The following is a 24984-nucleotide window of genomic DNA, read 5'->3' on the forward strand; positions in this document are numbered from 1 at the left end:
CGTGAGCATTGCCGGAGGCGGAGTGCGGGCGCAACGGGATCAACCTCATTCCCTCTCCCCGCGGACGGGGAGAGGGGAGTGGGGCCTGTGGACTCACACGTTTCGCGGGCCTTCCTGGCCACCGGCACGGCGCTGGGCCATGAAGGCGTCGAACTGCTCGCGGTCCTTGGCGCGCTTCAGCTCCTCTACGAAGGCGGTGAAGGCGCGGCTTTCCTCTTCGAGGGCGCGACGCTGGGCTTCGAGCCGGTCGAGTTCGGCGCGGCGATACTCATCGAAAGCCGCGTTTCCGGTGCCGCGATTGGCGGCCTCGAAGGCCCGGGCGAAGCGCGACACGGGACGCGCCTCGTCCCAGGTCCCGAAGTTGCGCCGAGCTGCATCGCGCATCTCACCGAAGGCTGGGTAGCCCGTCAGCTTCCACGCGAGCAACGCGAGTCCCACCGGCCACCAGTAGATGAAACCGAGGACGATGGCGCCGATCTCGATCGATCGGCGTGGGAATGGACCAGTCCGGCAGGGACGGCCGGTGGCATAGGGAGGGGTCGAGGTCGTGTTCACGGGCAAGCTCCGCATCTCATGTGAACAGCGTTAACATGCGGATTGAAGCCGGGGCTTTCAAGGGCAGCCGAGGCCGGCCGCTATTCGCGCCGTGACGCACCGTGGACGAGGGCCAGCACGCCTGCGCGCAGCAACTCATATTTGTCGGGAATACCGGGGCCGGTGGGCAGGTGCCCGGCAGCCGAAAGGGTCGCCAGACCGTGGGCAAGCGCCCACACTTCAAGAGCGATGAAGCGCGGCGTCACCCCTCCGAAACCATCCGTGAAAGTCGCCTGCAACGCCTCGACCAGCAGATCGAACGGGCTCGGCCGACCCTCCGGCATCTCCGCCGCGTGGATGCCGCGTGTTTCGAAGATCGCCGCGTAATAGGCGGGCTCTTCCTCAGCGAAGGCGAGGTAGACTTCGCCCATGCGAGTGAATCGCTCCAGCGGTGTCCCGCGGGAGGTGAGGGCGCGGGCGAGGCGGCTCGCCAGTTCATTGAAGCCGCGCCCGGCCAGTTCTTCGAGCAGCGCCTCGCGCCCCCGGAAGTGGCGATACAGCGCGGCGGGCGTCACGCCGACGAGGCGTGCCGCTTCGACCAGGGTGAAGCCCCCGATGCCGCGCTCGGCGATAAAGCGCCGTGCGGCCTCGACCAAAGCCTCTTTGAGATTGCCGTGATGATAATTGCGCCGGTCGCCCGGCCCATCCCGCCAGTGTCGCAAGACACCGATTCTCCCGCTACAGACCCCGGACTATCCGCCTGTACCAGCGGACCCGCAGTGCATTACGGGCGAGGGGCCGGTTTGTTGCAACACAACCTTCCGAACGGCCGCAAGCAGTGGGGGAAAACGAAAAAACCGCCCTCGAACCCGTGGCTCACGCGAGCCTGATTTGACGGACCTGACGTAACATTGTTTCAAGCGCGACGCGTTCGAACAAGCCGCGCGGGAGGATCCAATGGCCTTCGTGAGCCTCAAGGCGTGGCGTGCCAGATCCGCCGAACGCTCGGCCCTGGCCGCACGCCTCAAGGCCGAGATCGCCCCCGCCCTGGGGCTCGGACCGGACGATTCCCTGTCCGTCAACGAGATCGCCTGCGCCGATCCGGGATGCCCGGACATGGAGACGATCGTTCTCGTGATGCGCGTCGGTCAGCCGACCCGCGCCCTGCGCGTCCGCAAGGTGATGGAGGATGTGACGGATGCGGACATCGCGGCCTTGGTCGAGGAGGAGAAGGCAGGCTCGCCGGGTGCGGCGTGATGGCGATGCGTTCCGTTCATTCTCGCGTGTAGGATCGAGGCAAGACCATAAGAGTCCACGGAAACGCCCATGACCACACGCCGCCAACTCCTCGCCGTCGCTTGGCTCGCCCTGTCGATCTCCCCCGCCATGGCGGTCGATCCTGTGCCATTCCAGCAAGAGGCGTTCGACGCCGCGCAGAAGGCGGGCAAGCCGATCCTCATTGAGGTCAGCGCACCCTGGTGCCCGATCTGCAAGGCGCAGAAGCCTATCATCGCGAAGCTGACGCAGGATCCGCGCTTCAAGGATCTTCTGGTCTTCGACGTCGATTTCGACAGCCGCAAGGATGTGCTCAAGGCCTTCAATGCCCGGATGCAGAGCACCCTCATCGCTTTCAAAGGCGAGACCGAGGTTGGCCGTTCCGTCGGCGAGACCCAACCCGAATGGATCGAGGGTCTGGTCGAGAAGACGCATTGATCGGCGGCTTTCGGTTTCCGTTCAGGTCGTCCGGAGGATAAGCGACCGCGCGCCATCGTCGGCGCTGACGAGACAAGTCCGATGTCGAATCCCACCGCCGTGGTCGCGGTTCCGGTGCGCAACGAGGCCGAGCGGATCACCGCATGCCTGCGCGCTCTGGATGCGCAGGAAGGCCTGAGCCCCGGCTCACTCGGGGTGGTGCTGTTCCTGAACAATTGCACGGACGGGACGGAGTCGATCGTCGCCGATCTGGTCCCGACCCTCTCGGTGCCGGTGAAAGTGCTGAACGAGAACTATTCCGGCGCCCATGCCGGGTGGGCGCGACGGAAGGCCATGGATGCCGCCGCCGCGTGGCTCGGAGAAGCCGGTGGGGCGATTCTTTCGACCGACGCCGACAGCCGGGTCCCGCCGAATTGGGTGGCGCGTACGCAGGCCGCCATCGCCGCCGGGGCGGACGCCGTCGCGGGACGCGTGGAACTCGACGTGGAAGAGGGCAAGCTCCTGCCGGATATGCTTCATGCACGTGGTCGTCTGGAGGATATCTATGACGCCCTGATCACCGAAGCCGAAGCGCGGATCGATCCCGATCCGCACGATCCCTGGCCCTGTCACCGGACCACCATCGGCGCGACGCTGGCCGTTACCCGCGAGGCGTATCTGGCCGTCGGCGGCATGCCGGAGATTCCCCTCGGGGAGGACGGCGCCTTCATCGCGAGGCTCATCGCGCATGGGAAGCGCGTGCGACACGCGACAGATGTGTGCGTAACGATCTCGGCGCGGCTCACCGGCCGGGCGCCGGGCGGTGTTGCAGATACGATCCGGTCGCGCTGCGAGGAGCCCGACGCCCTGTGCGACGCGCGGATGGAGACATTCCCCCGGTGCGTGCGCCGCTACCTGTGGCGGGCGAAATTTCGGCATCTGCACGCGACCGGCGCCCTTGCGCGGGACAGCGCCTGGGCCGAATGGCTCGGCCTCTCCAAAGCGGATGCTGCCCGCATCGCCGGCCTTCCCCTCGGCCATGCCATCTCCGAGGCTGAAAAGGCCAGTCCACGACTCGCCTACAGCCCGATCGGCCCGCGCCAGTTGCCGGGGCAGATCCGCCTCGCACGCATCGCGCTGGTGGCAATCCGCGCGCTGACGAAGCTGCGCGACAGACGCCGCAACGCCGTCACCGCCTCGCCGGTCACAGCGAGAACGGCCTGAACGGATTCAGGCCACGCGGGTGACGTTGCCGTTCGCGGTGTTCTGCGTGCCTGCATTCGCATAGGCGCGGTTGCGCAGGGCCGTTTCGCTCGGCAACTGCGCCAGCACGTCCCCGGATCCGGGATCCACGACTTGGAAGACAATGGCACGGGTATCGGTGTCGCGGATGAACCGCGTCTCCCGCGAATTCGTCCCGATATCGAGCTTCACCGCGGGTTCGAGCGCCTTTGAAGGCGTCTCGGGTTCACGGGGCTGAGGGGCGGCGGTGGCGCCGAGGGCTTCGAGGCCCTGCGGTCCAGAGGCCGGACTGGTAACACTTCGAACATCCATGACAGGCTCCTACGATCCTGTGATGGACGGATTACGCGCCTATCGCATTAAGCGGGGCTTAATGCCCGCGTGCCGCGCCAGTCTTCGACAGCGGGTTCCAGACTCGCGATGAAGATCGGGTTACCGACCCAAGTCAAATCCGCTTTATCGCGCCTGCGATAAATCATAGTTTGCTACGAAAACCGTCAAACCCCGGTGTGACGCGCCCGTCCTCTGACGGGCGCGTCGACCATTCTCACTCCGCCGCGTCGACGTAGAGCTTGCCGCCCTCGGCCAGGAACTCGCGAGACTTCTCGCGCATCCCGGCCTCCGCCTCCGCCTTGGACATGGCGGGGGCTTGGCCGATAACCTGACCCGCCTCTTCCATCGCCAGCACCTCGGCACGAAGATCCTGGGTGATCTTCATCGAGCAGAACTTCGGACCACACATCGAGCAGAAATGCGCGACCTTGTGAGCGTCCTTCGGCAGGGTCTCGTCGTGGTAGGCGCGGGCCGTATCCGGATCGAGGCTCAGATTGAACTGATCCTCCCAGCGGAAATCGAACCGGGCGCGGCTGAGCGCATCGTCACGCAGCTGCGCGGCGGGGTGGCCCTTGGCGAGGTCGGCGGCGTGGGCGGCGATCTTGTAGGTGATCACGCCGACCTTCACGTCGTCGCGGTCCGGCAGGCCGAGATGCTCCTTCGGGGTAACGTAGCAGAGCATCGCCGTGCCGAACCAGCCGATCATCGCCGCACCGATGCCGGAGGTGATGTGGTCGTAGCCGGGAGCCACGTCCGTCGTCAGCGGACCGAGGGTGTAGAAAGGCGCCTCGCCGCACTCGCGAAGCTGCTTTTCCATGTTCACCTTGATCTTGTGCATCGGCACGTGGCCGGGGCCCTCGATCATCACCTGACAGCCCTTGTCCCAGGCGATCTTGGTGAGTTCACCCAACGTCTCCAGCTCGGCGAATTGAGCGGCGTCGTTGGCATCGGCGATGGAGCCGGGGCGCAGGCCATCACCCAGCGAGAACGACACGTCGTAGGCCCGCATGATGTCGCAGATCTCATCGAACCGCTCGTAGAGGAACGATTCGCGGTGCCCGGCGAGGCACCAGCGCGCCATGATCGAGCCACCGCGGGAGACGATGCCGGTCACGCGGCGCGCGGTGAGCGGCACATGGGCGAGCCGCACGCCCGCATGGATCGTGAAGTAATCGACGCCCTGCTCGGCCTGCTCGATGAGCGTGTCCTTGAAGACCTCCCAATCGAGCTTGAGCGGATCGCCGCCGACCTTCTCGAGCGCCTGATAGATCGGCACGGTGCCGATCGGCACGGGCGAATTACGGACGATCCAGGACCGGATGTTGTGGATGTTGCGGCCGGTGGAGAGGTCCATCACCGTGTCCGCACCCCAGCGGATCGACCAGACCAGCTTCTCGACTTCCTCTGCAGCGGACGAGGTCACGGCCGAGTTGCCGATATTGGCGTTGATCTTCACGAGGAAGTTGCGGCCGATGGCCATCGGCTCAAGTTCGGTGTGGTTGATGTTGGCCGGAATGATGGCCCGTCCGCGTGCCACCTCGTCCCGCACGAATTCCGGCGTGATGAAGGGCGGCACCGAGGCACCGAAATTCTGGCCGTCGGCGAGGGCCGCCTCGGCCCGCTCCAACATCTGCTCGCGGCAGAGGTTTTCGCGGTGCGCGACGTAGATCATCTCTTCGGTGATGATCCCGGCACGAGCGAACTCGTACTGCGTCACCATCTGGCCGGGTGCCGCCTTGCGCAGCACGCGCTCGGCGGGGCAGGGGGCGACGAGCTTTTCGGCGGAGGCGAAGCCGTTATCCTCGGGCTTCACTTCGCGGGGCGTCGCCGCCTCGTAGCCGCGCGCCTCGATCCACGGGGCGCGGACCTGCGGAAGGCCGGCGGCGAGGTCGATGCGGGCGTCGGTCTCGGTGTAAGGACCAGACGGGTCGTAGACCCGCACCGGCGCTTCCTTCGGATCGGTCAGCACGATCTCTCGGAAGGGGACGCGGATATCCTCGCGGCCGGCGACTGGCGCGTAGACCTTGCGCGAGCCGGTGACCGGACCGGTGGTCACGGTCTCGGGGCTTCCCTTCACATCCTTGGGCAGCACGGGTGCGTTCATCTGGCCTCTCCTGGCGCTGGAGCGGTCCAATTGCGCGACGACGATAGGGAGAAGGTGCGGCCTCGCCGAAGAAGCCGCAGAGTTCCTGTCCCTCCGCCGGTACGAACCGGATCAGGTTCAAGGGTCAGGGCATTTCCGCCCAATCTCAGCCCCTTACGGGCCCCCCTCGGAACGGTTCGAACCTCCGAGGTTTGCCTTGTCTTGTCAATGCCGCCGCGTGGAGCCGAGTGACAGCGCCCTGTCCTCGCCCACCGGACGCCTCATGGAGGGAACGACTTGGGCAGACGCGACCGCCTGTGGCGCGACGACGATCCGACGACGCATGGGCCCCAGGCCGCGCCGCCGGTCATCTGCCCGCTCTGCGAGCGGCCGATCCCGCACGGCGCGAAATCCAGCCTGCATCACCTGACGCCCAAGCTGAAGGGCGGGACGCATCGCGGCACGGTGCGGCTGCATCAAGTCTGCCACTCGGCGATCCACGCCCGCTACAGCGAAGCCGAGATCGCCCGGCGCCTCGCCGACGTCGATGCGTTACGGGCGGACCCGGAACTCGCGCGCTTCGTGGAATGGGTCCGCACGAAACCGGACGACTTCTACGCCCCGACCCGCATGACGCGGGACCGGAGGGGCGGACGGCGGAGGGATTGAATCACGACGAGACGAAAATCAGCCCCGCCCGCTTTCCACGCTGCCAAGCCACGTTAGCCTCGCGCATCGCCGTCTCCGGTGAGAGGCGCACCAACACCTGCTCGGGCAGATCGACCGATCGTTCGATCTCGATCAACGCGCCTGCCTCGGTCACGTCCCAGACGAGGCAATCGATCTCGCCGTCCTCACCCTCGACAGCGCCGAACGTAAAGGCATTGCGACGGTACGAACCGCGCCGTTCCTCGGACATGATCTGCCTCGCTCAGCGCCGATCCGGCAGCGCGGCCGGATCACTCATCGTCCGGCACGGTGCGATACCGGCGGCGCACCGCCCCGTCATCGTCGTAGGAACGGCGCGGGCGGTCGTAATCCCTTTCGTAGTCGCGGCTGGGGCGGTCGTCGTCGCGATAGCCGTCGCGCGATCGGTAGCCGTCGCGGAACCGGCCATCGTCCCTCTCATCGCGGCGGTAACGGCCATCGTCCCGGCCACGGTCATCGTTGCGATAGCGGCCGACTCCGCCGCTGTCCGTCAGACGCGGCGCGTACCAGCAGGTCTTGCGCTGGTTGGGAGCGGGGTCACCGAAGCTCTGGACGTTGCAAGGCACCGAACCGCCTTGGGGGAAGGGGCGGCCATTGGTTTTCCCCGGCACGCCGAAATAAACGTTCGTCGGGTATGGCATCTTGCAGACGCCGCCTTCTTCGGCGCAGGGGACGGTGTTCACCGTATCCAGCTTGATTTCGGCGAGCGCGGGAAAGCTCCCGAAACCGATGGCCGCCGCCGCGACGAGGATTGCTGCCCGCACCAGTCCGTTCTCCCCCTCTGAAACGCGCGGCACCATACGGATGGACTTTCGCCGAAACCAGAGGCGGCCTGCCGAATATTGCTACGAGCCACAAAATCCGAAGCTTTTTGCATCGCGTTCGGCTCCCTTAACGGCCCCTTAAACCGCCGCATTTACAGCGTCTCAGAATGCGTCCGAAGGGCCGCCGCGATGTCGTTTCGACCTCGGGTTGCGCGGTCTCGTGCGCGGGCGAGCGAGCTTCGTAGCGGGTGTCGATGGCGCAGAAGCGTGGCAGGGCCGAGCCGAATTTCGACGTGCCGGAAGGTCGGCCCGGACAGCGCGGCGACCTCGACCTGCGCCTCTCCCGGGAGGACCGGGCGGGCGGCGGCGGCACAGGGAGCGAGGGTCGCGTGAGCAAGCAGACGGGCAAGCGATCCTCTCCATCCCGCGGTTCGTCCGGGGGCAGGGGCTCGTCGGGCCGGGGCGGCGGGCGGAGCCAGAAGCGCCGCCGCTCATGGCTCGGTCGCATCGTCTATGGCGGCGTCGTGCTGGGCCTGTGGGCTGTGATCGGTCTTGCGGGGCTGATCGCCTATCACGCGTCGCAACTTCCGCCGATCGACCAGCTTTCCGTGCCGAAGCGTCCGCCGAACATCGCCATCCTGGCGAGCGACGGCACGCTCCTCGCCAACCGGGGCGAGACGGGCGGACGCGTTGTCTCGATCAAGGAATTGCCGCCCTACCTGCCGCGCGCCTTCGTGGCGATCGAGGACCGGCGCTTCTACAGCCACATGGGAATCGACCCCGTCGGTATCGTACGGGCCATCGGCCAGAACCTGACCCGGCGGGGCGTGGCCCAGGGCGGCTCGACCCTGACGCAGCAGCTCGCCAAGAACCTGTTCCTCACGCAGGAGCGCACCGCGTCCCGCAAGATCCAGGAGGCGATTCTCGCCCTCTGGTTGGAGCACAAATATACAAAGGATGAGATCCTCGAGCTCTACCTCAACCGCGTCTATTTCGGCGCGGGCGCCTATGGCGTCGAGGCAGCGGCGCAGCGTTACTTCGGCAAGCCCGCCAAGGATGTCAGCCTCGCCCAGGCCGCAATGCTCGGCGGCCTCGTCCAGGCGCCGTCGCGGCTGGCGCCGAACCGCAACCTGCCCGCAGCGCAGGCACGCGCGGCCCAGGTGCTGGCGGCGATGCAGGAACTCGGCTTCGCGGCGCCCCAGGACGTGAAGGTCGCTCTCGCTCAGCCCGCCCGGCCCGCGAGCGTGCGTGGCGGTGGATCCGCCAACTATGTCGCCGACCTCGTGATGGACGTGCTCGACGATTACGTCGGCAAGTTCGAGAGCGACATCACCGTGCAGACCACGGTGGATCCCTCGCTGCAGGCCACGGCCGAGCGGTCGCTGGTCGATGAGTTGAACAAGCAGGGCTCACGCTTCAACGTCAGCCAAGGCGCCCTGGTTTCGATGCGGCCGGATGGAGCGATCCGCGCGCTGATCGGTGGCCGCGACTACGCACAGAGCCAGTTCAACCGGGCGACCACGGCGAAGCGCCAGCCCGGCTCTTCGTTCAAGCCCTTCGTTTACCTCGCTGCCGTCGAGCGCGGGGCGACGCCCGACTCGGTGCGTGAGGATGCGCCGATCAAGATCGGCAATTGGGCGCCGGAGAATTACTCGCACCGTTACGAGGGCGCGGTCACCCTTCGCTCGGCGCTAGCCCATTCTCTGAACACGGTCGCGGTCCGACTTGGCCAAGAGGTCGGCCCGAAGGCCGTCGTTCAGACCGCCCAACGGCTCGGGATCACCTCACCGTTGCAGGCCAACGGTTCCATCGCCCTCGGCACGTCGGAAGTGACGCTTCTGGAGATGGTGGGAGCTTACGGCGCCTTCGCCAACGGCGGCACGGGCGTCATTCCCTATGTGGTCGCCTCCGTGAAGGGGTCGGACGGGAAGTTCCTCTACAAGCGCACCGAGAGCGGTCTCGGCCGGGTCATGAGCCCGGAGGCCGACGGCATGATGAACGCCATGATGCATGAGACTTTCGTCAGCGGCACCGCTAAGAAGGCCGACATCCCGGGCTGGGACCTTGCCGGCAAGACCGGCACCACCCAGGACTACCGGGACGCGTGGTTCATCGGCTTCTCAGGCAGCCTCGTCACGGGGGTCTGGCTCGGCAACGACGATGGCGAACTGACCAAGAAGGTGACGGGCGGCAACCTGCCTGCGGAGGTCTGGAAGACATACATGGTCCAGGCCCTGAAGGGTCAGAACCCGGTGCCGCTGCCCAACATCAACCGCTGGCGCAGGGCGCCGGAGACGACCGCCTCGGTCGCGAATGCGGGACCGGCTGACGTGATCGGCCAGATCATCGACGGCCTGACCCCCGCGCCTCAGCCCGAGGCCCCCGTTCGCCGCCAGCGGCAGCAGCGCGCCGAGCCGAACTTCTTCGAGAAGCTGTTCGGCATCAACGAGTGATCCTGACGAGAGCCGTATCCGACCTGATCGCATCAGGCCGACGGCGCTCGCTCGTGGTTGTGACGCGCAGTCTTGCGACGAACCGGTATCCCCTTCGTCGGAATGCGATCTACAGCATCGGCAGCACGCGCGGCCTGGGCCCGCGTGGGAAGTGGCTTTCGATCAGCGCGATCTCGGCGGGGTCGAGGCGGATCTCGGCCGCCGCCGCGTTCTCGACGGCGCGTTCGGCCCGCACCGTCTTCGGAATGGTGAAGGTGTTCGGCAGGCGGAGCAGGAAGGCGAGCACGATCGCGTAGGGCGAGGTGCCATGCGCATCGGCGATGCTCTGCAAGACGCGCCCGCCGGGACTCGCAGGCTCGGGAAAGTCGCCGCTGCCGAACGGGGAATAGCCGACGAGCGCGACGCCGTGAGCCGTGCACCAGGGCAGCACCGCATGCTCGATGGCCCGCTCGGTCGGACAATAGTAGACCTGATTGCAGGCGATGCGGTCCGGCCCCGCGATGGCGAGCAACTGTTCGAGGTCATCGACATCGAAATTGCTGACGCCCCAGGACAGGATCTTGCCGTCGCGCCGGAGATCCTCGAACCCCGCCACCGTCTCGGCCAGCGGGTGGCTTCCCGGCCAATGCAACAGGTAGCAATCGATCCGGTCGGTCCTTAGGCGGCGAAGCGAGGCCTCGCAGGCTCGCACCACGCCCCGGCGCGTCGCATTGCTCGGCACCACCTTCGAAACGAGAAAGATCTCCTCCCGGCAATCGGAAATGGCATCGGCGACCATGGCTTCGGCCTCGCCGTACATTTCGGCGGTGTCGATATGGGTCATGCCCGCATCGACGCCCGCGCGCAGGGCCCGCACCGCCTCTGCCCGGTCGGCGCCGTCGATCCGCCATGTACCCTGGCCGATGACCGGCACCGACACGCGTGCCGCCCCGAAGCCCCTCGCGTGCATGCCGCCGTCTCCCCGATCCACCGCTCGAACGGCGGCTTACCGTCGCGCCTTACTCACGCCATCATGGCCGGGTGAGCAAGAACCCGACGCTACGCGCATCCGTAGACTTTAGGCTAGGGTCGAAGCCGTGTCCTCTGCGCTCGACGCAAATCGCGAGGTGCGCTGATGCTGCCGCCTCACCGCTGGTTCTGGGTGCTGATCGTCCTTGCGGCGGGCGCAGCCGGGCTCCTCTACAACTTCATCTTCGCGGCGGGCGCCTCGCCGCTCGCCGGGCTCACCTACGGCCTGTGCATGGGCGTGGCCGTGCTCGCCTTCGACCGGGGGCTCATCTTGGCCGGCTTGCAGGCCCGAATCCGCCGCTGGCCCGCATGGGCCTACGTCCCGGCAGCGGAGGCGGCCTACGTGCTGATGATCGCGGCGGGCTGCGCGCTCGGCGGCTTGGTCGTCTGGGCGCTCGGGCTCACGACGGACGACCTTTCGACCGCAACGAAGCTGACGCCGCGGGTGCTTGCCTACTCGCTGGGCGTCTCGGCGATGCTCGTCTTCATCATCCGTATGCGCGACCTCATCGGCGGCGAGGTCTTCGTGAACTTCATGATCGGCCGCTACCACCGCCCCGTGGAGGAGGAGCGAATCTTCCTCTTCCTCGACGTGGTCGGGTCCACCGCCTTCGCGGAGGCCCATGGCGATCTCCGGGCGCAGGAATATCTCGGCGCCGTCTTCGCGGCGCTCGCGGAGCCGGTGCGGCGGCACAGCGGATCGGTGGATGATTACATCGGCGATCTCGCCATGATCACGTGGCCGATGGACCGTGGCTTGGCCGACGCCAAATGCGTCTCGTGCCTCTTCGCCGTCCTCGACAGGATCGAAGCCGATGCCGAGGCGTGGAAGGCGCGGTTCGGCACGGTGCCGCGTCTGCGCGCCGCCCTGCATGGCGGCCCGGTGGTAACGGCTGAAGTCGGGGTCGACCGGCACAAGATCGCGTATTTCGGCGATGCCGTGAACGTGACGTCGCGAATAGAGGCCCTGTGCCGGCCGCTCGGCGTCGGCATCCTGATCTCGCAGGATCTGCTGGATCGGCTCGGGGGCCTCCCCGCCAATATTCGCGCCCGCTCGCTGGGCTCGCATGCCCTGCGGGGACGGGGCGCGCCACAGGCGGTCTCCACGTTGGAACGCGGCCCGGCTCTCGCCGAGGCGGCCAACAGCACGAACGCGGCGCCACTCAAGGCCGCCCGCGCTCGTTGAGACGGTTTGGTCTGTGGGGGAGGGTGGCCTCAACCCTCGCGGGCGATGATGGCCTTCAGAGCGGTGTTGATGCGGTCCTGCCAACCAGGACCGTCCTTCTGGAAATGCTCCAGCACAGCACTGTCGAGGCGTAAGCTCACCATCTCGCGCACACCCGGCGCCGCAGCAGCGGGTGCCGCTGGCGCAGGGGCGGCGGCCGGCTTAGTGGTCGCCTTGCGGAAAGCCGCCTCGGCCGCCGCACGGGCGTCGGTTGGGCGGCGGCGGTCGCGGCTCTCCACCATGGCAGGTCTCAATCCTTCTTGGCCGACTTGCGCGCAGCGGTCTTCCGGGCGCGATCCTTGGCCGCCTTGGCCTCGTCGGCCTCCTTCTTGGCAGTCGCGGCAGTCTGGGCATCGGCCGCTTCCTTGGCCAGCCGCAGGGCGCGCAGGCGCTTCGTGCGCTCATCGACAGCCACCTGGGAAGCCAGATGCTCGGCCATGGCCTGGGCGCCTTCGCGGGCCATACGCTCGGCCCGTTCCGCGCGCTCGGCCTTGTTCTCGGCCTTCACACGCGCCTCGGTCTCCGCCGCACGGATCTCTTCCGCCTCGTCGAGGTCGGTTTCGATGTCGTCGCTCATTGTGTCCCTTTCGTCCCGCTCAAGGGGTGCAAGCCGCATCGAGGCTGGCGCGGCTATCAGGGCGGGCCCGGCCGGTTCGAGGAGGGCAGAGGGATGGCCGGATGGTCCGCCTCTACAAAACCGCCGGGTGACGGCCCTTTCGAGACGGAATGTTAAAGCCTTTAGCATGCCGGCACGGGGTCTGGCGAATCCTCCAAGCCCCGAAGACTGCTCAACGCACCCGGTAATTCAGTGGGATGGTGATGGAAAGGCTCTGCTGCGTCACTCCGGCAGGGGCCGCCGGAAGGCTGCCGCGCACCGCCGAAAGAGCTGCGCTGTCGATCTGGCCGACACCGCTCGAACGGGCGAGCCCGGCTGCCGACACGGAGCCGGAGCGCATCACGGTGAAGCGCACCACCGCCGTCCCCCCCGCCGTGCCGGAAGCCGCGCCGGGGTTCATGCGGCTATGGATCGCGGCACTGATCGCCCCGGTCCACTGACGCATGGCGCTAGGGTCGCTGCCTGCGGCAGCGCGTCCCTGCGAACTCTGCCGCGAGGCGGCAGCGGAATCGCGGGTCTCACCCTGGCGCGCCTGAGCCGCCTTCGTGCGGGACTCGCGGGCGGCCTTGGCCTTCGCCTCCTTGGCCTCGCGGATCTCTTCCAGCCGCTCGCGCCGCTCTTCTTCCTTGCGCTTCTCCTCGCGCGCCTTGCGCAGCTTGGCCTCCTTTTCGGCCTTCAGCTTGGCAAGGTCGACCTTCGGCTTCTCGGGCTCGACCGGCTTGGCAATCTGCTCCGGAGGCGCGGCGAGCGGCTCGGCCTGTTCGGCCGTCGAGGTGACGACCTGATCCTGCGGCTCGATGGGCTTCGCCTCGACGGCTTCCACCGGCTTCGTCTCTTCCGGCGGGATCGGCTTCTCCTCCGGCGGCGCCTGCACCATCTCGGTGGGCGGGGGTGGCTGGGTCGCCTCCTCGATGGGCTCCTCGAGCGGTTTGGCCTCGGGCGGTGCGGCCGCCATGGCCGCCTGCTCCGCCGGAGCCTGGGTCGGCGCCTCGGTCATCACGGGGGCGAGGTCGATCGTCACCTGCTGCTCGCCGGGCGGCGCCGGGGGCGTCAACCGCATGAACATCATCCCCACCAGGGCCAGGGCATGCAGGCCGATGGCCACGAGGAAGGCGGCAACCAACCCGGTCGGGCGGCGCGGAGGCAAGGACGTCGAAGTCAGCGAAGTCATCGGCTCGATCAGGGAGCGGTCTTGGCAGCGGGGGCGGGCGCGGCGCCGCCGGGCGATTGGGCGATGAGCGAAACCTTGGAGAAGCCCGCCTGCCCAACGAGGCCCATCACTTCCATCACCTTGCCGTAGGGCACATCACGGTCGCCACGCACCAGCATCACCTGGTCCTTGTTCTCGGCGGCCATCTCGCGCAGGCGCGGCACGATGCTGTCCATCGTGAACACCTCCTTGGCGATGGACGGATTGCCGTCCTTATCGACGGTGATTTCCAGCGGCTTCTTGGCCTGAGCGACCTTCTGCGCACTCGTCTTGGGCAGCTGCACCGGCACGCCGGTCGTCATCAGTGGCGCAGCGACCATGAAGATGATCAGCAGCACCAGCATCACGTCGACCATGGGTGTGACGTTGATATCGGCCATCGGGGCCGCGTCGAGGCCGTCCTCGTCGTCGCTGCCCGCCTTGATCGATCCCATTGCCATCGGCTGTCCTCCAAGCTTCCGTCGCGCTGCCGCTCAGTCGGCCTTATTCGGCCGCGGCGCGGTGCTGGCCCGCCCGGTCACGGGCGAGGCGGTTGCCGAGGATGGAGATGCTGGAGGTGAAGGAGCTCTGGATGCTGCCTGCGTCACCCGTCAGCTTGTTATAGGCCATCACCGCCGGGATCGCGACGACAAGGCCGATGGCGGTGGCGAACAAGGCCTCCGCGATGCCCGGCGCCACCACGGCGAGCGAGGTGTCCTGGCTGCGGGCAATGGACGAGAACGAGTTCATGATGCCCCAGACCGTGCCGAACAGGCCGACGAACGGCGCGGTCGAACCCGAGGTGGCGAGCAGCGAAAGGCCCGTGCGCAGGCGCTTCATCTCGATGCCGAGCGCAACGCGCATGGCCCGCTCGATCCGCTCCCGGCGCTCGGCGCGGGTCTCGGTCGAGTCCTGATCACGCCACGCTTCGATCGCCGCCGACACCACCTGCCCGGCCACGCCCTTCAAGGTCTGATCCAGCGCCCCGCCGGAGCGGACCATGGTGTCGAATGCCTTGGCCTGGCGACGCGCCGCCGCGAGCCGCACGATCTTCTCGAACACCACCGTCCAGCAGGCGATGGAGGCGACGATGAGAAGGATCATCACGCCCTTCACGATCGGGTCGGCTTGCAGGAACAGGCCGAGGAACGAGAAATCGTGGGCTTCGATCGGGGCGGCCTGGGTCGGATCCATGTCGGGCTCCTCACGTCGGGTGATTGCGACCGGCCCTGCGACCCACGTCTTCGTGCGCCGTCAAAGCCGACTGCGCCCGCGCGGAAGCCGCCCGGACGCCGGGGTGATCGTGTCGGTTCGACCGCGCTAGCGGTCGAACGAGATTCCGGCCTTGCTCTCGGTCTCGGTCCGAGCGAGGCAGGCTTCGCGCGCGCCCTCGCCGCCGTCGCAGGCGAGCACGTCGTTGAGGAGGATGCGCCCGACCTTCCCACAGGCGATGCCGGGGAAGTCGAAGATCTTGACGCTGGTCTTATTCGAAGCGATCGGCGCGAGTTCCACGGCCACGCGCTTTTGAGCGACGCCGTCGGTGTCGAAGGCGAAGAGATCGACCTTGAAGGTCTTCATCGCCGGACCCTTGCTGTTGTCGACCACCATGGTGATCCGGCACGCGTCGCCCGCACTTTCAGTCTTGTTGAGCTGAAGCTTGACCGGCGCGGCCTTGTCGGCCGCCGCTTCCTGGGCGATCGCTGGACCGGCGAGAGCCATCGCGACGAAGCCCGAAACGAGCGCCGCGCCGATGCGGCTGGACGAGAAACTCCGGTCAATCACGGTCGAAAGGTCCTCTTGTCAGATCCGGCCCGCCTCAATGGAGGACGCTCGACCGGGGATAGGTGGGTGCGAGGCGAGTGGCCGCCGCATCGATGGTTCCGGCGGCGGCGCGGACGGCGGCCGTCAGACGCGGCGCCTCTCGCCCGGCCAGGGCAGCAGCGTCCTGCGCCACTTCGTCCCAAGCGCCGCGTCGGCCGCGCCCGATCAGGGCGACGAGCGCGCATTCATGGCCGGTCAGGCGGCAGCAGCTCGCGGGCATGAACGACCAGTCGCCGTCACGCTCGATCCGCAGGGCGCGCACGATGCCGACCATGCCGGCCACGAAGCGGCCGCCCTCGTGCGAACCGAGCAACTCCTCGGCGCCGTTGAAGGCGGCATCCCAGCAGGCGATATCCCCTGTCATGTATCCCGCCGCGACGAATCGAGCGACGGACAGAGCCAGGATCTCGGCCTCATCCCGGCAGGCCTCGGCGACCCGGCGCATCGGATTGTTGGTAGGCGGGATCGACGGTTGCAATCGCACCTCCTGAGAAAGAGCGGCCGGGGATGGCGCCGCGTTGCGGTTCGGGAGGTATCGGGAACGGGTCGGCGCATCAAGGGCCGGAGCAAAAATCAGAGCGGTTCCAAACTGTTAGCGGGATCATTCGGCAATCGGCCGATTTCACCCCGCGAATTCCTCAAGCGCCGCTGGCCCTTGCGTCGGTTTCCCGCCTTTCGCTCGGAGACGCATAACAGCGACCGGGCGATCCCTTGATGGCCCGGAACCGCTCGGCCATATCTCGACTGTCCCGGCGGGCCCGCCGGGCGGAGTGCTGCCTTGCGCGGGCTCCGTGGCGCCGGAGCGCTCACCGGCTTGCCGGGCGCGGGACGCCCGCAGGTCTGAGGCTTCGCACTGAGGGAACACGTCCCGCGATGTCACGACCGTCGCCCTTCGGGCACCCCTTCCTGCTTGGCTTCGATGAGATCGAACAGGCCCTCGACCGGGTGTCGAAGGCTGCGGGCGATGGCTATCCACCCTACAATATCGAGCGGCTGGCTCGGACTGAGCAGGAGCCGGAGCGTCTGCGCATCACCCTGGCCGTGGCGGGTTTCACCCGTGCCCAGCTCGATGTGATGCTCGAAGAAAATCAACTCGTGGTGCGCGGTCGTCAGGTCGACGAGCGGGAGCGCCATTTTCTTCACCGTGGCATCGCGGCGCGCCAGTTCCAGCGGGTCTTCCTCCTGGCCGACGGGATGGAGGTGCTGGGCGCCGACCTCTCGAATGGCCTGCTCTCCATCGACCTCGTGCGGCCGGAGCCGGAGCGGGTCGTGCGGCGGATCGACATCCTCGCCCGCGACTGAACGCGGGGAGATTGATCGTATCGGGGGCCGTCCCCACATCGGGATCGTACCCCCCGGTCGCCATCTGGGGCCGGGACCGACGCTCTGCCTCGAAGGAGGGCATCCATGTCCGAACTGAACACCGCACCCCTGACCCCCGCCGACCTCGACGCATCGGCTTTTCAGCCGGCGGATCTCGCCGTCCTGGGCGAAGGACACATCGCCTATGTCCGCCCGATTCGGTCTGAGGAGGTGCGCCGCTTCTTCCCGCAGGCACCGGCCCTGACACCTGGGCTGGACCTGTTCGCTCTGCTCTCCGCGAGCGGCGCGCCGATCATGCTCGCCGATTCCCGCGAGACCGTGTTGGCCAACGCCCTTGCGCAGGACCTGCACACGGTCAGCCTGCACTAAGCTCAGGCAATTCCGGCCACCGCCGAAACGAGCCGCTCGATATCCTGCGGCCGGGATAGGCGGTGGTCGCCATCCGCGATGAAGGTGAGCACCGTGCCCTCGGCGGGCAGGCGCTCGAGTAAGCGGAACGCGTGAGACGAGGGAACGTCCGGATCGCGCCCTCCCTGGAGGATGTGGACCGGACAGCCCGGTTCGACCGGACCACCGAGCATCAGGTTGTTCCGGCCGTCCTCGATCAGTCCCATGGTGAAGACGGTGGGGCGCGGATCGTACTCGCTCGGCACACTGATGCCGCCCTTCGCCTGCATCGCGCTTCTTTGGTCTTCGTCCATCGAGGCCCACAGTAGTTCCTCGGTGAAATCGAGCGCCGGCGCGATCAGTACCAGACCTGCGGTCTTCTTGCCCTGACGCGCCCGCTCCCGTGCGGCAAGGCAGGCGACCCAGCCGCCCATCGATGAGCCGACCAGGACCGGCGTCTCGTCGGCATGGGCCGCGATCACTGCGCGGGCATCGTCCAGCCAGGACGAGATGACATAATCCTCGAAGCGCCCGCCTGAGATGCCGTGGCCGGCATAATCGAAGCGCACGAACCGGCGCCCGGCCTTTTCCGCCCAGGCATCGATGGCGCCTGCCTTCGTGGCGTTCATGTCCGATCGAAAGCCGCCGAGCCACACGACCGGAGGACCGGCCCCGTCCCGCACCCGCACGGCGATCTCGCGCGCAGGGCCATGACCCTCGACAGTCATCGTGACGCTGGATTCAGCCATTCCGGGTTCCTTTGCGAATTAGATGTGAAACGAACGGTTGAGCTTCAGAGTCCGTTTACGGGACCGTAAATCGCAACCGCCATGCTGCGCCGATGGGGACAGGTTCTTACGTGGATACGTGGCAGCGAACAGCCGCCTTTGAGCGGCTTCTCACGGGAGGACCGGGTGTGACCGAGGAGGCGAGGGCGACGCCGAGCTTTCCCATGGGCGAGGGCCGCCTTGCCGGGGCGACCGTGCTTCAAATCATCCCCGATCTCGATGCGGGCGGTGCCGAGCGGACAACGGTCGATGTCGCCGCCGGGCTCGCTGCGGCGGGAGCACGGGCGCTCGTCGCAACCGAGGGCGGGCGTCTCGTCGGCGAATTGCAGGCCAAGGGCGGCCATTGGTTGCGCTTTCCGGCCGCCGCTAAGAACCCGCTGCGCATGGCGATCAACACGTTGCGCCTCGCGGCCCTGTGCCGTCGCGAGGGGGTGAACCTCATCCACGCCCGCTCCCGCGCTCCGGCCTGGGTGGCGCTCGGCGCCGCGCGCCGCCTCGGCATCCCCTTCGTCACCACCTACCACGGCAGCTATTCCGGCCGGACCGGCGTGAAGGTTCTGTACAATTCCGTCATGGCGCGGGGCGATGTGGTGATCGCCAATTCCCGCTACACGGCGCAACTCATTCAGCAATTGCACCCTGCCGAGGCCGGGGACCGGTTGCGAGTGATCTATCGTGGCACGGATCTCGGCGCCTTTAATCCGCACGCGGTGGGGCCGGGCCGGGTGGAAGCCCTTCGCCGCGCCTGGGGCGTGGAGCCGCATCACCGTGTGGTTCTTCTGGCTGCCCGGCTCACCGCCTGGAAGGGACATCGCTGTCTGATCGAGGCGGCGGCGCTGATGCGCCAGCAGGGCGTGCAGGATCTCGCTATCGTCCTGGCGGGCGACCCCCAGGGACGTACCAGTTACGAGCGGGAGATCGACGCCCTCGTCGCGGCGCGCGGCCTCGACGGCATCGTGAGACGGGTGGGCCATTGCACCGATATGCCCGCCGCCTTCCGCGCAGCCTCGGTGGTGGCGGTGCCGTCCATCGAGCCCGAGGCGTTCGGCCGGTCAGCAGTCGAGGCGCAGGCCCTCGGCACGCCCGTGGTCGTCTCGGATCTCGGTGCCGTGCCGGAAACGGTTCTTGCCCCGCCCGACGTCCCCACCGGCCAACGGACCGGCTGGCGCGTGCCTGCGGGCGACGCCGCTGCGCTCGCCGCCTCGCTCACGGACGCTTTGTCGCTCGGGGCCAGCGCTCGCGATGCGCTGGCTCGCCGCTGCCGAGCTCATGTGGAAACCAACTTTTCCCTGGAGCGGATGGTGGGCGATACCTTGGCGGTCTACGCGGAATTGCTCGGCCGTACCGGCTGACGCCGAACCTTGCAGCACGCTCGCTCAGGCCACACATCAAGAATGCGGTGGAACCGATGAGCGTTTCGCGCGCTGATCGGTGAGCCAATTCGTCACGCAACCCCGTTGACACTTGGTGCGGTTGCGTCAAGGTGTCTTTTCCGGGAAAGACCGGAACGGCTGGCGGTCAGGGGATTCCGGGAGGGATTCAGCTCGGCCGCCGTTTGTCGTTGAAGCAGGAGACCACAGCCATTCGTAGACCGATGAGAGCCATGCCGGCCCCGCAGAAGGATGGGCCGCGCGCCAACCGCGACATACGCGGGGTGCGAGACGTGCAATTGATCGACGATACCGGGCAAAACCGTGGCGTCGTGCCCTTCTTCGACGCGTTGGCCCTGGCTGAGGAAGCCGGCCTCGATCTCGTGGAGATTGCGCCGAACTCCGTACCGCCGGTCTGCAAGCTGCTCGATTATGGGCGCTTCCGCTTCAACGAACAGAAGAAGCAGAACGAGGCCCGCAAGCGGCAGAAGACGGTCGAGGTGAAGGAGATCAAGCTCCGCCCCGGCATCGACAAGCACGACTACGACACCAAGATGAAGTCGGTGCAGCGCTTCTTCGAGGAAGGCGACAAGGTCAAGGTCACGCTGCGGTTCCGCGGCCGCGAGATGGCGCACCAGGACCTGGGCCTGAAGCTCCTCGAACGCGTCAAGCATGAGACCGCCGAGATCGCGAAGGTGGAGAGCGAGCCGATGCTCGAAGGCCGCCAGATGATCATGATTCTCGCGCCGCGCTGATCGCGTCGCCTCATCATGCAGGGCGCGCCGTCCCCCCGGACGGCGCGTGATCTTTTCGAGCCTCATTCCGAGCTCAATGGCTTTCGACAGCGACGAGATCGAACGGTACGCGCGCCATCTCGTCCTTGCCGAAGTCGGTGGGCCGGGGCAGGCGAAGCTGCAGGCGGCGCGGGTCCTCGTGGTCGGCGCCGGGGGTCTCGGCGCGCCGCTCATTCAGTATCTCGCGGCGGCGGGGATCGGCACGATCGGGATTGCCGACGACGACATCGTGTCCTTGTCGAACCTGCAGCGGCAGGTGATCCACGGCACCCCCGATATTGGTCGGCCGAAGATCGAGAGCGCCTCTGCGGCTGTCGCCCGACTTAATCCCCATGTCCGCGTCGAGGGACATGCCGTGCGGCTCGACCCCGGCAACGCTGCCGACCTGATCGCGCAGTACGACGTCGTCGCTGATGGCTCGGACAATTTCGGCACGCGCTATTGCGTCTCGGATGCCTGCTTCCAGGTTCGCCGCCCGCTCGTAACGGCGGCTCTCGGCCGGTTCGATGGCACGCTGACGACGCTCCGTGCCCATGAGAAGGGTGCGGATGGGCGCCCGAACCCGACCTATCGCTGCCTCTTCCCGAGCCCGCCCCCGCCCGGCACGGTGCCGCCTTGCGCGGAGGCTGGCGTGCTGGGCGCCTTGGCGGGGGTGATGGGCTCGCTGATGGCGATGGAAGTGATCCGCGCCGTGGCAGGTTTCGGCGAACCCCTCGTCGGGCGTCTCCTGATGGTTGATGCCCGCTCCATGCGTTTCGAGACGCTGCATTACGGCTGGGACCCGGACAACCCTCTCAGCGGCACGGCGCAGGGCTGACGCAACCTTCGCGCCCCGCAACCTCGTCATCCTCGCGGGGTTTTAACGTTCCTGACGCCGTGCATTCTGCCGCTCCGCCCCTCAAGCTGCTTGCGGCGGTGATGCTGATGGTCTTCGGCCGCGTGCTGATGATCCAATTCGCGCAGACGCGCTTCTCCGCTGCCGCACGCTCGATCGACTGCCGCTTCGGACGGGCTGACGACGCTCTTCGTGCGGCTTTGAGCCCCCCGACGCTTATGCTCCGTTTTGCGGCGTCGGCGAATGAGTTTCCCTCGCCGCCAGCCTGCATTTGGCAGCACTTTCTCAGCTCTTATGGCTACTCTTTGTGTGTCGACAGTTAGTCGGCCTCAGAGGAAAGAACGATGATCCGTTTCGAGATGACCATGTCTAAATTCTCGTGTCGTGCCTGCATGCCTTCGCAAAAGAAAAACCAGATTTCGCAGCATCATCGACACGAGAACCGCCATCATGCCGTCTCATGACTTCGCCCAGGAACTGATCTTCGACCCCGGCGCGCTTCTGCCGGAGGCTATTCACACTCACCCGCGTTTCGAGCGCGCCGCCCTCGCCAACGCTTTTGAGGACGGGCTGATGCCCGACGAGGTGTCGCGCATCCTTGCTGGCCGCCGGGTCGCCGAGGCTTTCCCGGTGCGATGGGGTGAGAGCCCCGAGAGCTACGCCTCTCGCGCCGTCTCGGAGATGTTCGTCTCCTACCTTCAGTAGGCCCCGCTTCGGCCTCTCCCGCCCGCTGAGGGACTCTTTCCCATGTCTATTTTCTCTCTCGGCCGGGCTCGCCCGGCTCGGGTGGCTGCGTTCGGCCTCGGGCTCACGCTCGCCGCCCTCGTTCCCACGAACAACCGCCATCTTGCGCCGCCCGAAACGCAGCACTTTGCTCTTGCCGTGCCGCCCCCGGCGAGCACCTTCGCGCCCGAGGATCGCGAGGTGCCAGCGCGCCTCGATCTCGCCCCCGGCGGGCGAGAGCTACACCTGAGCGGGGACCTGACAGAGGGCGTCGCCGTGCGGGTCGCGGCCCTGCTGTCATCGCATCCGGAGGTCCAAAGCCTTCACCTCGACAGTGATGGCGGGCTCGTGGAGGAAGCCATCGATATCGGACGACTGGTGCGCAAGCGTCACCTGTCCACGCATGTCGCGGATGCCTGTGCCTCGGCCTGCACGCTGATCTTCCTGCAAGGGCGCAGGCGCACCCTGGGGCCGGAGGGCCGCCTCGGCTTCCATGCGCCCTACGAGATCGGGCCGGATGGACGGAAGCTCGCAGTCGATCCGGCGCCCGAGAGAGCCGCGTACCAAGCCGCCGGCCTCCCACGTGCGTTCGTGGAGCGCGTCATGCGCGTGGCCCCCGCAGACATCTGGATCCCAGACCCAGGACAATTGCGCGCAGCCGGAATCCTCACCGGTTTGAAGCTGAGATTGAACATGCAGGCCAGAATGCAAATAGCCGGCACTTCCTCAAGTTATCGCAGCGGCGCAATGACAAGGGTCGCGGAAATAAAGTAAAACCGCATCGAGACGCCCCTCGCACCCGTTCGGGCCGATCCACCGCATCGTGCTCGCAGGGAGCTTGCGCGCAACCTCACCGTTCCGCGATAAGGCCACGCTAGACCGGCGGCGACGTGCATTGGCCGGTCGTCGCGCGGGGGGCGGCGGAGTTTGACGAACCACCCGGATCGTACCCGTTTCGAAACGGAATTCGCCCGTAGCGATGCGAGTTCGGACCCGTTCGTCTCGGCCGTCCGTGCCACGCGCATGCCGATGGTGATCACCGATCCGCACCAGCCGGACAACCCGATCGTCTTCGTCAACGATGCCTTCTCGCGTCTTTCCGGGTACAGCCGGGAGGAGATCGTCGGACGGAATTGCCGCTTCTTGCAGGGGCCGGAGACCGATCAGGCCGACGTGGCCCGGATTCGCGAAGCAATCGAGCAGCGTGTGCCGATCGAGATCGACCTGCTGAATCACAAGAAGGACGGCGAACTCTTCTGGAACCGCCTTCTCATTTCGCCGGTCTTCGGCCGGGACGGTGAGCTAACCTATTTCTTCGCCTCGCAATTCGATGTGACCCTGGAGCGTGACAAGCTGGCCCGCATCCAGCGCGATCGGGACGCCCTGGAGCAGGAGGTCGAGCGGCGCACGACCGAGTTGACGCAAAGCGAAGAGCGGCTTCGCTTCATCCTCGAGGCAGGCCGCCTCGGATCCTGGACCCTGGAGATCGACGGGCTGAAGCTCATCGCGTCCGAGGGATGCAAGCTGAATTTCGGCCGCGATCCGGCTTTGCCGTTCCCGTACGAGGAGTTGCTCGCAGCCATCCTGCCCGAGGATCGGACGAGGATGCAGGCGGCCGTGGAGGCGTCCCTTGCGGGACAAGCCGATTACGACATCGAGTACCGGATCCGCTGTCCGAACGGCGAGGTGCGCTGGGTGCAGATCCGCGGTCAGCCCTCCTATGCGGAGGATGGCACGCCGGTCAGCATGGCGGGCGTCTCGATCGACATTACGGATCGCAAGCGCGCCGAGGAGCACAGAGCGCTGCTCGCGGACGAGTTGAATCATCGGGTCAAGAACTCGATGGCGACCATGCAATCGATCGCGCACCAGACGCTCCGCAACGCCGGGTCGCTGGAGGATGCGCAGAAGACCCTCGACGCGCGGTTGCGCTCGCTCTCCCTGGCGCATGACGTCCTGACGCGGATCAGCTGGGTCGGCGCACCGCTGAACGAGATCGTGGACGCGGCCCTGCGTCCCTTCCTCGGCGGCGCCGAACAACGCTTCCATGTCGAGGGACCGGAAGTGTGGCTGCCACCGCGTCTGACGCTCGCCCTCTCCATGGCCCTTCACGAACTCGCCACCAACGCCGTCAAGTACGGCGCCCTGTCGGTGGATTGCGGCAGCGTCACCCTGCGCTGGCAGGTCGAGGGCAGCGATCCGGCCCAGTTGATGCTGCGTTGGGAAGAGGTCGATGGACCACCCGTCACGGCCCCCGCGCGCACCGGATTCGGCTCACGCCTCATCGAGCGTGCCCTGGCCGCTGAGCTCGGCGGCACGGCGAAGATCGACTATGCGGTAGGCGGCGTGGTCTTCACCCTGGAAGCCCCGCTGCCGGAGCGTGTGACCCTCGTCGCAGGCACGCGGCCGGGCTGACGCACAGTCGGGACAAGGCCGAACGCAACCCTACATCCTCGCCCGTTGCCGCAGGATGTCACGGCCATGGACAAGTTCTTCTATTACGCGCTCACCTTGCTCGAATCCGTGCTCGGGGTCTTCGGTGTGCGGGCCCTCTACGAGCAGCCGCGCTACACCGTGGTCGAGCGGCTCGACCGGGGCGTCGAGACCCGAGCCTATGAGGGGCGGCTTGCGGTCGAGACCGAAGCGAGAGGACAGGGGGATAGCGAGGCGTTCGGCCGCCTGTTCCGTTACATCACCGGCGCCAACCGTACGGGCGGACGCATCGCGATGACCGCGCCCGTCGAGGCGAGCGGACAACGCATCGCCATGACCGTACCGGTCGAGCAGGGCGCATCGGGGACGATGCGTTTCTTTCTGCCGCGTGATGTGGCCGAAGCGGGAGCTCCCGCGCCCACGGAGCCGGGCGTGCGCCTCGTGCAGGTGCCGCCGGAAAGAATCGCCGCGTTGCGCTTCAGCGGCACCGCCTCGCCGCAGGTCAGGGCCGAGCAAGAACGCATTCTCGTTGAGGTGCTGAACGCCGCTCATCAGAAGTTGTGCTGCCAACCCTTCTTCCTCGGCTACGACCCGCCTTTCGCAATCCCATTCCTCCGGCGCAACGAAGTTGCCGGCCGCCTCACTTCATCTTGAAGTTGTATC

30 protein-coding genes and 1 riboswitch are annotated in these 24984 nt (G+C 67.0%); of the genes, 15 read left to right on the forward strand and 15 right to left on the reverse strand.

Features of this window, described 5'->3' with window-relative positions; translation table 11 throughout:
* Nucleotides 1-93: 93 nt before the first annotated feature.
* Complete coding sequence (locus J4O73_RS11190; protein ID WP_426217280.1) at nucleotides 94-555, reverse strand: DUF2852 domain-containing protein; 462 nt, start codon at nucleotides 553-555, stop codon at nucleotides 94-96.
* Nucleotides 556-635: 80 nt separating this feature from the next.
* Nucleotides 636-1256: a TetR/AcrR family transcriptional regulator gene (locus tag J4O73_RS11195; protein WP_426217282.1), complete on the reverse strand. Its 621-nt coding sequence runs from the start codon at nucleotides 1254-1256 to the stop codon at nucleotides 636-638.
* Nucleotides 1257-1491: 235 nt separating this feature from the next.
* On the opposite strand from J4O73_RS11195, the gene J4O73_RS11200 reads away from it, so the two are divergent.
* The 3 genes from J4O73_RS11200 (at nucleotide 1492) to J4O73_RS11210 (ending at nucleotide 3450) form a co-directional block, all read left to right on the forward strand.
* Nucleotides 1492-1791: a hypothetical protein gene (locus J4O73_RS11200; RefSeq protein WP_426217284.1), complete on the forward strand. Its 300-nt coding sequence runs from the start codon at nucleotides 1492-1494 to the stop codon at nucleotides 1789-1791.
* A gap of 69 nt (nucleotides 1792-1860) precedes the next feature.
* Nucleotides 1861-2247 (forward strand): thioredoxin family protein, encoded by a 387-nt coding sequence (locus tag J4O73_RS11205; protein ID WP_426217285.1) that lies wholly within the window; start codon nucleotides 1861-1863, stop codon nucleotides 2245-2247.
* A gap of 81 nt (nucleotides 2248-2328) precedes the next feature.
* A complete protein-coding gene (locus J4O73_RS11210) occupies nucleotides 2329-3450 on the forward strand; it encodes a glycosyltransferase (RefSeq protein WP_426217287.1) in 1122 nt (373 codons plus the stop codon).
* Between the two features lie 6 nt (nucleotides 3451-3456).
* Here J4O73_RS11210 and J4O73_RS11215 read toward each other — a convergent pair whose 3' ends face one another.
* The gene (locus J4O73_RS11215; RefSeq protein ID WP_426217288.1) at nucleotides 3457-3780 is read right to left on the reverse strand and encodes a hypothetical protein; all 324 of its coding nucleotides are present in this window, start codon (nucleotides 3778-3780) and stop codon (nucleotides 3457-3459) included.
* Between the two features lie 235 nt (nucleotides 3781-4015).
* A complete protein-coding gene (thiC, locus tag J4O73_RS11220) occupies nucleotides 4016-5905 on the reverse strand; it encodes a phosphomethylpyrimidine synthase ThiC (protein WP_426217289.1) in 1890 nt (629 codons plus the stop codon).
* A 71-nt stretch (nucleotides 5906-5976) separates the two neighbouring features.
* Nucleotides 5977-6082: riboswitch (TPP riboswitch) on the reverse strand.
* Nucleotides 6083-6181: 99 nt separating this feature from the next.
* Here thiC and J4O73_RS11225 point away from each other — a divergent pair.
* Complete coding sequence (locus J4O73_RS11225) at nucleotides 6182-6553, forward strand: restriction endonuclease (protein WP_426217291.1); 372 nt, start codon at nucleotides 6182-6184, stop codon at nucleotides 6551-6553.
* A gap of 1 nt (nucleotide 6554) precedes the next feature.
* Here the strand turns inward: J4O73_RS11225 and J4O73_RS11230 are convergent, their stop codons facing one another.
* Nucleotides 6555-6803, reverse strand: a complete 249-nt coding sequence (locus tag J4O73_RS11230) for a pilus assembly protein PilZ (RefSeq protein ID WP_426217292.1) — start codon at nucleotides 6801-6803, stop codon at nucleotides 6555-6557.
* Between the two features lie 40 nt (nucleotides 6804-6843).
* Nucleotides 6844-7392: a hypothetical protein gene (locus J4O73_RS11235; RefSeq protein ID WP_426217294.1), complete on the reverse strand. Its 549-nt coding sequence runs from the start codon at nucleotides 7390-7392 to the stop codon at nucleotides 6844-6846.
* Nucleotides 7393-7610: 218 nt separating this feature from the next.
* On the opposite strand from J4O73_RS11235, the gene J4O73_RS11240 reads away from it, so the two are divergent.
* Nucleotides 7611-9809, forward strand: coding sequence for a transglycosylase domain-containing protein (locus tag J4O73_RS11240; RefSeq protein WP_426217296.1), 2199 nt, complete (start codon nucleotides 7611-7613; stop codon nucleotides 9807-9809).
* A 109-nt stretch (nucleotides 9810-9918) separates the two neighbouring features.
* On the opposite strand, the gene J4O73_RS11245 is transcribed toward J4O73_RS11240, so the two are convergent.
* Nucleotides 9919-10758: an aldo/keto reductase gene (locus tag J4O73_RS11245; protein WP_426217298.1), complete on the reverse strand. Its 840-nt coding sequence runs from the start codon at nucleotides 10756-10758 to the stop codon at nucleotides 9919-9921.
* A 165-nt stretch (nucleotides 10759-10923) separates the two neighbouring features.
* Here J4O73_RS11245 and J4O73_RS11250 point away from each other — a divergent pair, with 165 nt between their 5' ends.
* The gene (locus tag J4O73_RS11250; RefSeq protein WP_426217300.1) at nucleotides 10924-12003 is read left to right on the forward strand and encodes an adenylate/guanylate cyclase domain-containing protein; all 1080 of its coding nucleotides are present in this window, start codon (nucleotides 10924-10926) and stop codon (nucleotides 12001-12003) included.
* Nucleotides 12004-12032: 29 nt separating this feature from the next.
* On the opposite strand, the gene J4O73_RS11255 is transcribed toward J4O73_RS11250, so the two are convergent.
* From J4O73_RS11255 to J4O73_RS11285, 7 genes are all read right to left on the reverse strand, one after another.
* Entirely contained in the window at nucleotides 12033-12284 is a 252-nt protein-coding gene (locus tag J4O73_RS11255; protein WP_426217301.1) for a BrnA antitoxin family protein, read from the reverse strand.
* A gap of 8 nt (nucleotides 12285-12292) precedes the next feature.
* Nucleotides 12293-12619: a hypothetical protein gene (locus tag J4O73_RS11260; RefSeq protein WP_378971004.1), complete on the reverse strand. Its 327-nt coding sequence runs from the start codon at nucleotides 12617-12619 to the stop codon at nucleotides 12293-12295.
* A 211-nt stretch (nucleotides 12620-12830) separates the two neighbouring features.
* Complete coding sequence (gene tolA, locus J4O73_RS11265; RefSeq protein ID WP_426217304.1) at nucleotides 12831-13829, reverse strand: cell envelope integrity protein TolA; 999 nt, start codon at nucleotides 13827-13829, stop codon at nucleotides 12831-12833.
* Nucleotides 13830-13837: 8 nt separating this feature from the next.
* Nucleotides 13838-14308 (reverse strand): protein TolR, encoded by a 471-nt coding sequence (tolR, locus tag J4O73_RS11270; protein WP_426217306.1) that lies wholly within the window; start codon nucleotides 14306-14308, stop codon nucleotides 13838-13840.
* A 43-nt stretch (nucleotides 14309-14351) separates the two neighbouring features.
* Entirely contained in the window at nucleotides 14352-15041 is a 690-nt protein-coding gene (locus J4O73_RS11275; RefSeq protein ID WP_426217308.1) for a MotA/TolQ/ExbB proton channel family protein, read from the reverse strand.
* Nucleotides 15042-15167: 126 nt separating this feature from the next.
* Nucleotides 15168-15629 (reverse strand): Tat pathway signal protein, encoded by a 462-nt coding sequence (locus tag J4O73_RS11280; RefSeq protein ID WP_426217310.1) that lies wholly within the window; start codon nucleotides 15627-15629, stop codon nucleotides 15168-15170.
* Nucleotides 15630-15663: 34 nt separating this feature from the next.
* Nucleotides 15664-16146 carry a hypothetical protein gene (locus J4O73_RS11285; RefSeq protein WP_426217312.1) on the reverse strand — a complete coding sequence of 161 codons (483 nt, stop codon included), beginning with the start codon at nucleotides 16144-16146 and terminating at the stop codon, nucleotides 15664-15666.
* 395 nt (nucleotides 16147-16541) lie between these two features.
* On the opposite strand from J4O73_RS11285, the gene J4O73_RS11290 reads away from it, so the two are divergent.
* Both J4O73_RS11290 and J4O73_RS11295 read left to right on the forward strand, forming a co-directional pair.
* Complete coding sequence (locus J4O73_RS11290; RefSeq protein ID WP_426217314.1) at nucleotides 16542-16970, forward strand: Hsp20 family protein; 429 nt, start codon at nucleotides 16542-16544, stop codon at nucleotides 16968-16970.
* Nucleotides 16971-17075: 105 nt separating this feature from the next.
* Nucleotides 17076-17360 (forward strand): DUF1150 family protein, encoded by a 285-nt coding sequence (locus J4O73_RS11295; protein ID WP_426217315.1) that lies wholly within the window; start codon nucleotides 17076-17078, stop codon nucleotides 17358-17360.
* Between the two features lie 2 nt (nucleotides 17361-17362).
* Here the strand turns inward: J4O73_RS11295 and J4O73_RS11300 are convergent, their stop codons facing one another.
* Nucleotides 17363-18127 (reverse strand): alpha/beta fold hydrolase, encoded by a 765-nt coding sequence (locus J4O73_RS11300; RefSeq protein WP_426217317.1) that lies wholly within the window; start codon nucleotides 18125-18127, stop codon nucleotides 17363-17365.
* 203 nt (nucleotides 18128-18330) lie between these two features.
* On the opposite strand from J4O73_RS11300, the gene J4O73_RS11305 reads away from it, so the two are divergent.
* The 7 genes from J4O73_RS11305 (at nucleotide 18331) to J4O73_RS11335 (ending at nucleotide 24975) form a co-directional block, all read left to right on the forward strand.
* Nucleotides 18331-19518, forward strand: coding sequence for a glycosyltransferase family 4 protein (locus J4O73_RS11305; RefSeq protein ID WP_426217731.1), 1188 nt, complete (start codon nucleotides 18331-18333; stop codon nucleotides 19516-19518).
* A gap of 251 nt (nucleotides 19519-19769) precedes the next feature.
* Nucleotides 19770-20291, forward strand: coding sequence for a translation initiation factor IF-3 (infC, locus tag J4O73_RS11310; protein WP_243929520.1), 522 nt, complete (start codon nucleotides 19770-19772; stop codon nucleotides 20289-20291).
* Between the two features lie 76 nt (nucleotides 20292-20367).
* On the forward strand, nucleotides 20368-21147 hold the full coding sequence (locus tag J4O73_RS11315; RefSeq protein WP_426217319.1) for a HesA/MoeB/ThiF family protein: 780 nt from the start codon (nucleotides 20368-20370) through the stop codon (nucleotides 21145-21147).
* A 468-nt stretch (nucleotides 21148-21615) separates the two neighbouring features.
* A complete protein-coding gene (locus J4O73_RS11320; protein ID WP_426217321.1) occupies nucleotides 21616-21870 on the forward strand; it encodes a hypothetical protein in 255 nt (84 codons plus the stop codon).
* A 42-nt stretch (nucleotides 21871-21912) separates the two neighbouring features.
* Nucleotides 21913-22662: a hypothetical protein gene (locus tag J4O73_RS11325; RefSeq protein ID WP_426217323.1), complete on the forward strand. Its 750-nt coding sequence runs from the start codon at nucleotides 21913-21915 to the stop codon at nucleotides 22660-22662.
* A 153-nt stretch (nucleotides 22663-22815) separates the two neighbouring features.
* On the forward strand, nucleotides 22816-24303 hold the full coding sequence (locus J4O73_RS11330) for a PAS domain-containing protein (protein ID WP_426217324.1): 1488 nt from the start codon (nucleotides 22816-22818) through the stop codon (nucleotides 24301-24303).
* A 66-nt stretch (nucleotides 24304-24369) separates the two neighbouring features.
* Complete coding sequence (locus tag J4O73_RS11335; RefSeq protein WP_426217326.1) at nucleotides 24370-24975, forward strand: SOUL family heme-binding protein; 606 nt, start codon at nucleotides 24370-24372, stop codon at nucleotides 24973-24975.
* Nucleotides 24976-24984: the final 9 nt, after the last annotated feature.

The organism is Methylobacterium sp. NFXW15, from assembly GCF_049887755.1.
Lineage (GTDB): Bacteria > Pseudomonadota > Alphaproteobacteria > Rhizobiales > Beijerinckiaceae > Methylobacterium.

Excerpts from the sequence above, each read along its gene's own strand:
- J4O73_RS11200 (WP_426217284.1), top strand. The coding sequence starts at position 1,492 with ATGGCCTTCGTGAGCCTCAAGGCGTGGCGTGCCAGATCCGCCGAACGC.
- J4O73_RS11205 (WP_426217285.1), top strand. The coding sequence starts at position 1,861 with ATGACCACACGCCGCCAACTCCTCGCCGTCGCTTGGCTCGCCCTGTCG.
- J4O73_RS11210 (WP_426217287.1), top strand. The coding sequence starts at position 2,329 with ATGTCGAATCCCACCGCCGTGGTCGCGGTTCCGGTGCGCAACGAGGCC.
- J4O73_RS11215 (WP_426217288.1), bottom strand. The coding sequence starts at position 3,780 with ATGGATGTTCGAAGTGTTACCAGTCCGGCCTCTGGACCGCAGGGCCTC.
- thiC (WP_426217289.1), bottom strand. The coding sequence starts at position 5,905 with ATGAACGCACCCGTGCTGCCCAAGGATGTGAAGGGAAGCCCCGAGACC.
- J4O73_RS11230 (WP_426217292.1), bottom strand. The coding sequence starts at position 6,803 with ATGTCCGAGGAACGGCGCGGTTCGTACCGTCGCAATGCCTTTACGTTC.
- J4O73_RS11235 (WP_426217294.1), bottom strand. The coding sequence starts at position 7,392 with ATGGTGCCGCGCGTTTCAGAGGGGGAGAACGGACTGGTGCGGGCAGCA.
- J4O73_RS11240 (WP_426217296.1), top strand. The coding sequence starts at position 7,611 with ATGGCGCAGAAGCGTGGCAGGGCCGAGCCGAATTTCGACGTGCCGGAA.
- J4O73_RS11245 (WP_426217298.1), bottom strand. The coding sequence starts at position 10,758 with ATGCACGCGAGGGGCTTCGGGGCGGCACGCGTGTCGGTGCCGGTCATC.
- J4O73_RS11250 (WP_426217300.1), top strand. The coding sequence starts at position 10,924 with ATGCTGCCGCCTCACCGCTGGTTCTGGGTGCTGATCGTCCTTGCGGCG.
- J4O73_RS11255 (WP_426217301.1), bottom strand. The coding sequence starts at position 12,284 with ATGGTGGAGAGCCGCGACCGCCGCCGCCCAACCGACGCCCGTGCGGCG.
- J4O73_RS11260 (WP_378971004.1), bottom strand. The coding sequence starts at position 12,619 with ATGAGCGACGACATCGAAACCGACCTCGACGAGGCGGAAGAGATCCGT.
- tolA (WP_426217304.1), bottom strand. The coding sequence starts at position 13,829 with ATGACTTCGCTGACTTCGACGTCCTTGCCTCCGCGCCGCCCGACCGGG.
- tolR (WP_426217306.1), bottom strand. The coding sequence starts at position 14,308 with ATGGCAATGGGATCGATCAAGGCGGGCAGCGACGACGAGGACGGCCTC.
- J4O73_RS11275 (WP_426217308.1), bottom strand. The coding sequence starts at position 15,041 with ATGGATCCGACCCAGGCCGCCCCGATCGAAGCCCACGATTTCTCGTTC.
- J4O73_RS11290 (WP_426217314.1), top strand. The coding sequence starts at position 16,542 with ATGTCACGACCGTCGCCCTTCGGGCACCCCTTCCTGCTTGGCTTCGAT.
- J4O73_RS11295 (WP_426217315.1), top strand. The coding sequence starts at position 17,076 with ATGTCCGAACTGAACACCGCACCCCTGACCCCCGCCGACCTCGACGCA.
- J4O73_RS11300 (WP_426217317.1), bottom strand. The coding sequence starts at position 18,127 with ATGGCTGAATCCAGCGTCACGATGACTGTCGAGGGTCATGGCCCTGCG.
- J4O73_RS11305 (WP_426217731.1), top strand. The coding sequence starts at position 18,331 with ATGGGCGAGGGCCGCCTTGCCGGGGCGACCGTGCTTCAAATCATCCCC.
- infC (WP_243929520.1), top strand. The coding sequence starts at position 19,770 with ATGCCGGCCCCGCAGAAGGATGGGCCGCGCGCCAACCGCGACATACGC.
- J4O73_RS11315 (WP_426217319.1), top strand. The coding sequence starts at position 20,368 with ATGGCTTTCGACAGCGACGAGATCGAACGGTACGCGCGCCATCTCGTC.
- J4O73_RS11320 (WP_426217321.1), top strand. The coding sequence starts at position 21,616 with ATGCCGTCTCATGACTTCGCCCAGGAACTGATCTTCGACCCCGGCGCG.
- J4O73_RS11325 (WP_426217323.1), top strand. The coding sequence starts at position 21,913 with ATGTCTATTTTCTCTCTCGGCCGGGCTCGCCCGGCTCGGGTGGCTGCG.
- J4O73_RS11335 (WP_426217326.1), top strand. The coding sequence starts at position 24,370 with ATGGACAAGTTCTTCTATTACGCGCTCACCTTGCTCGAATCCGTGCTC.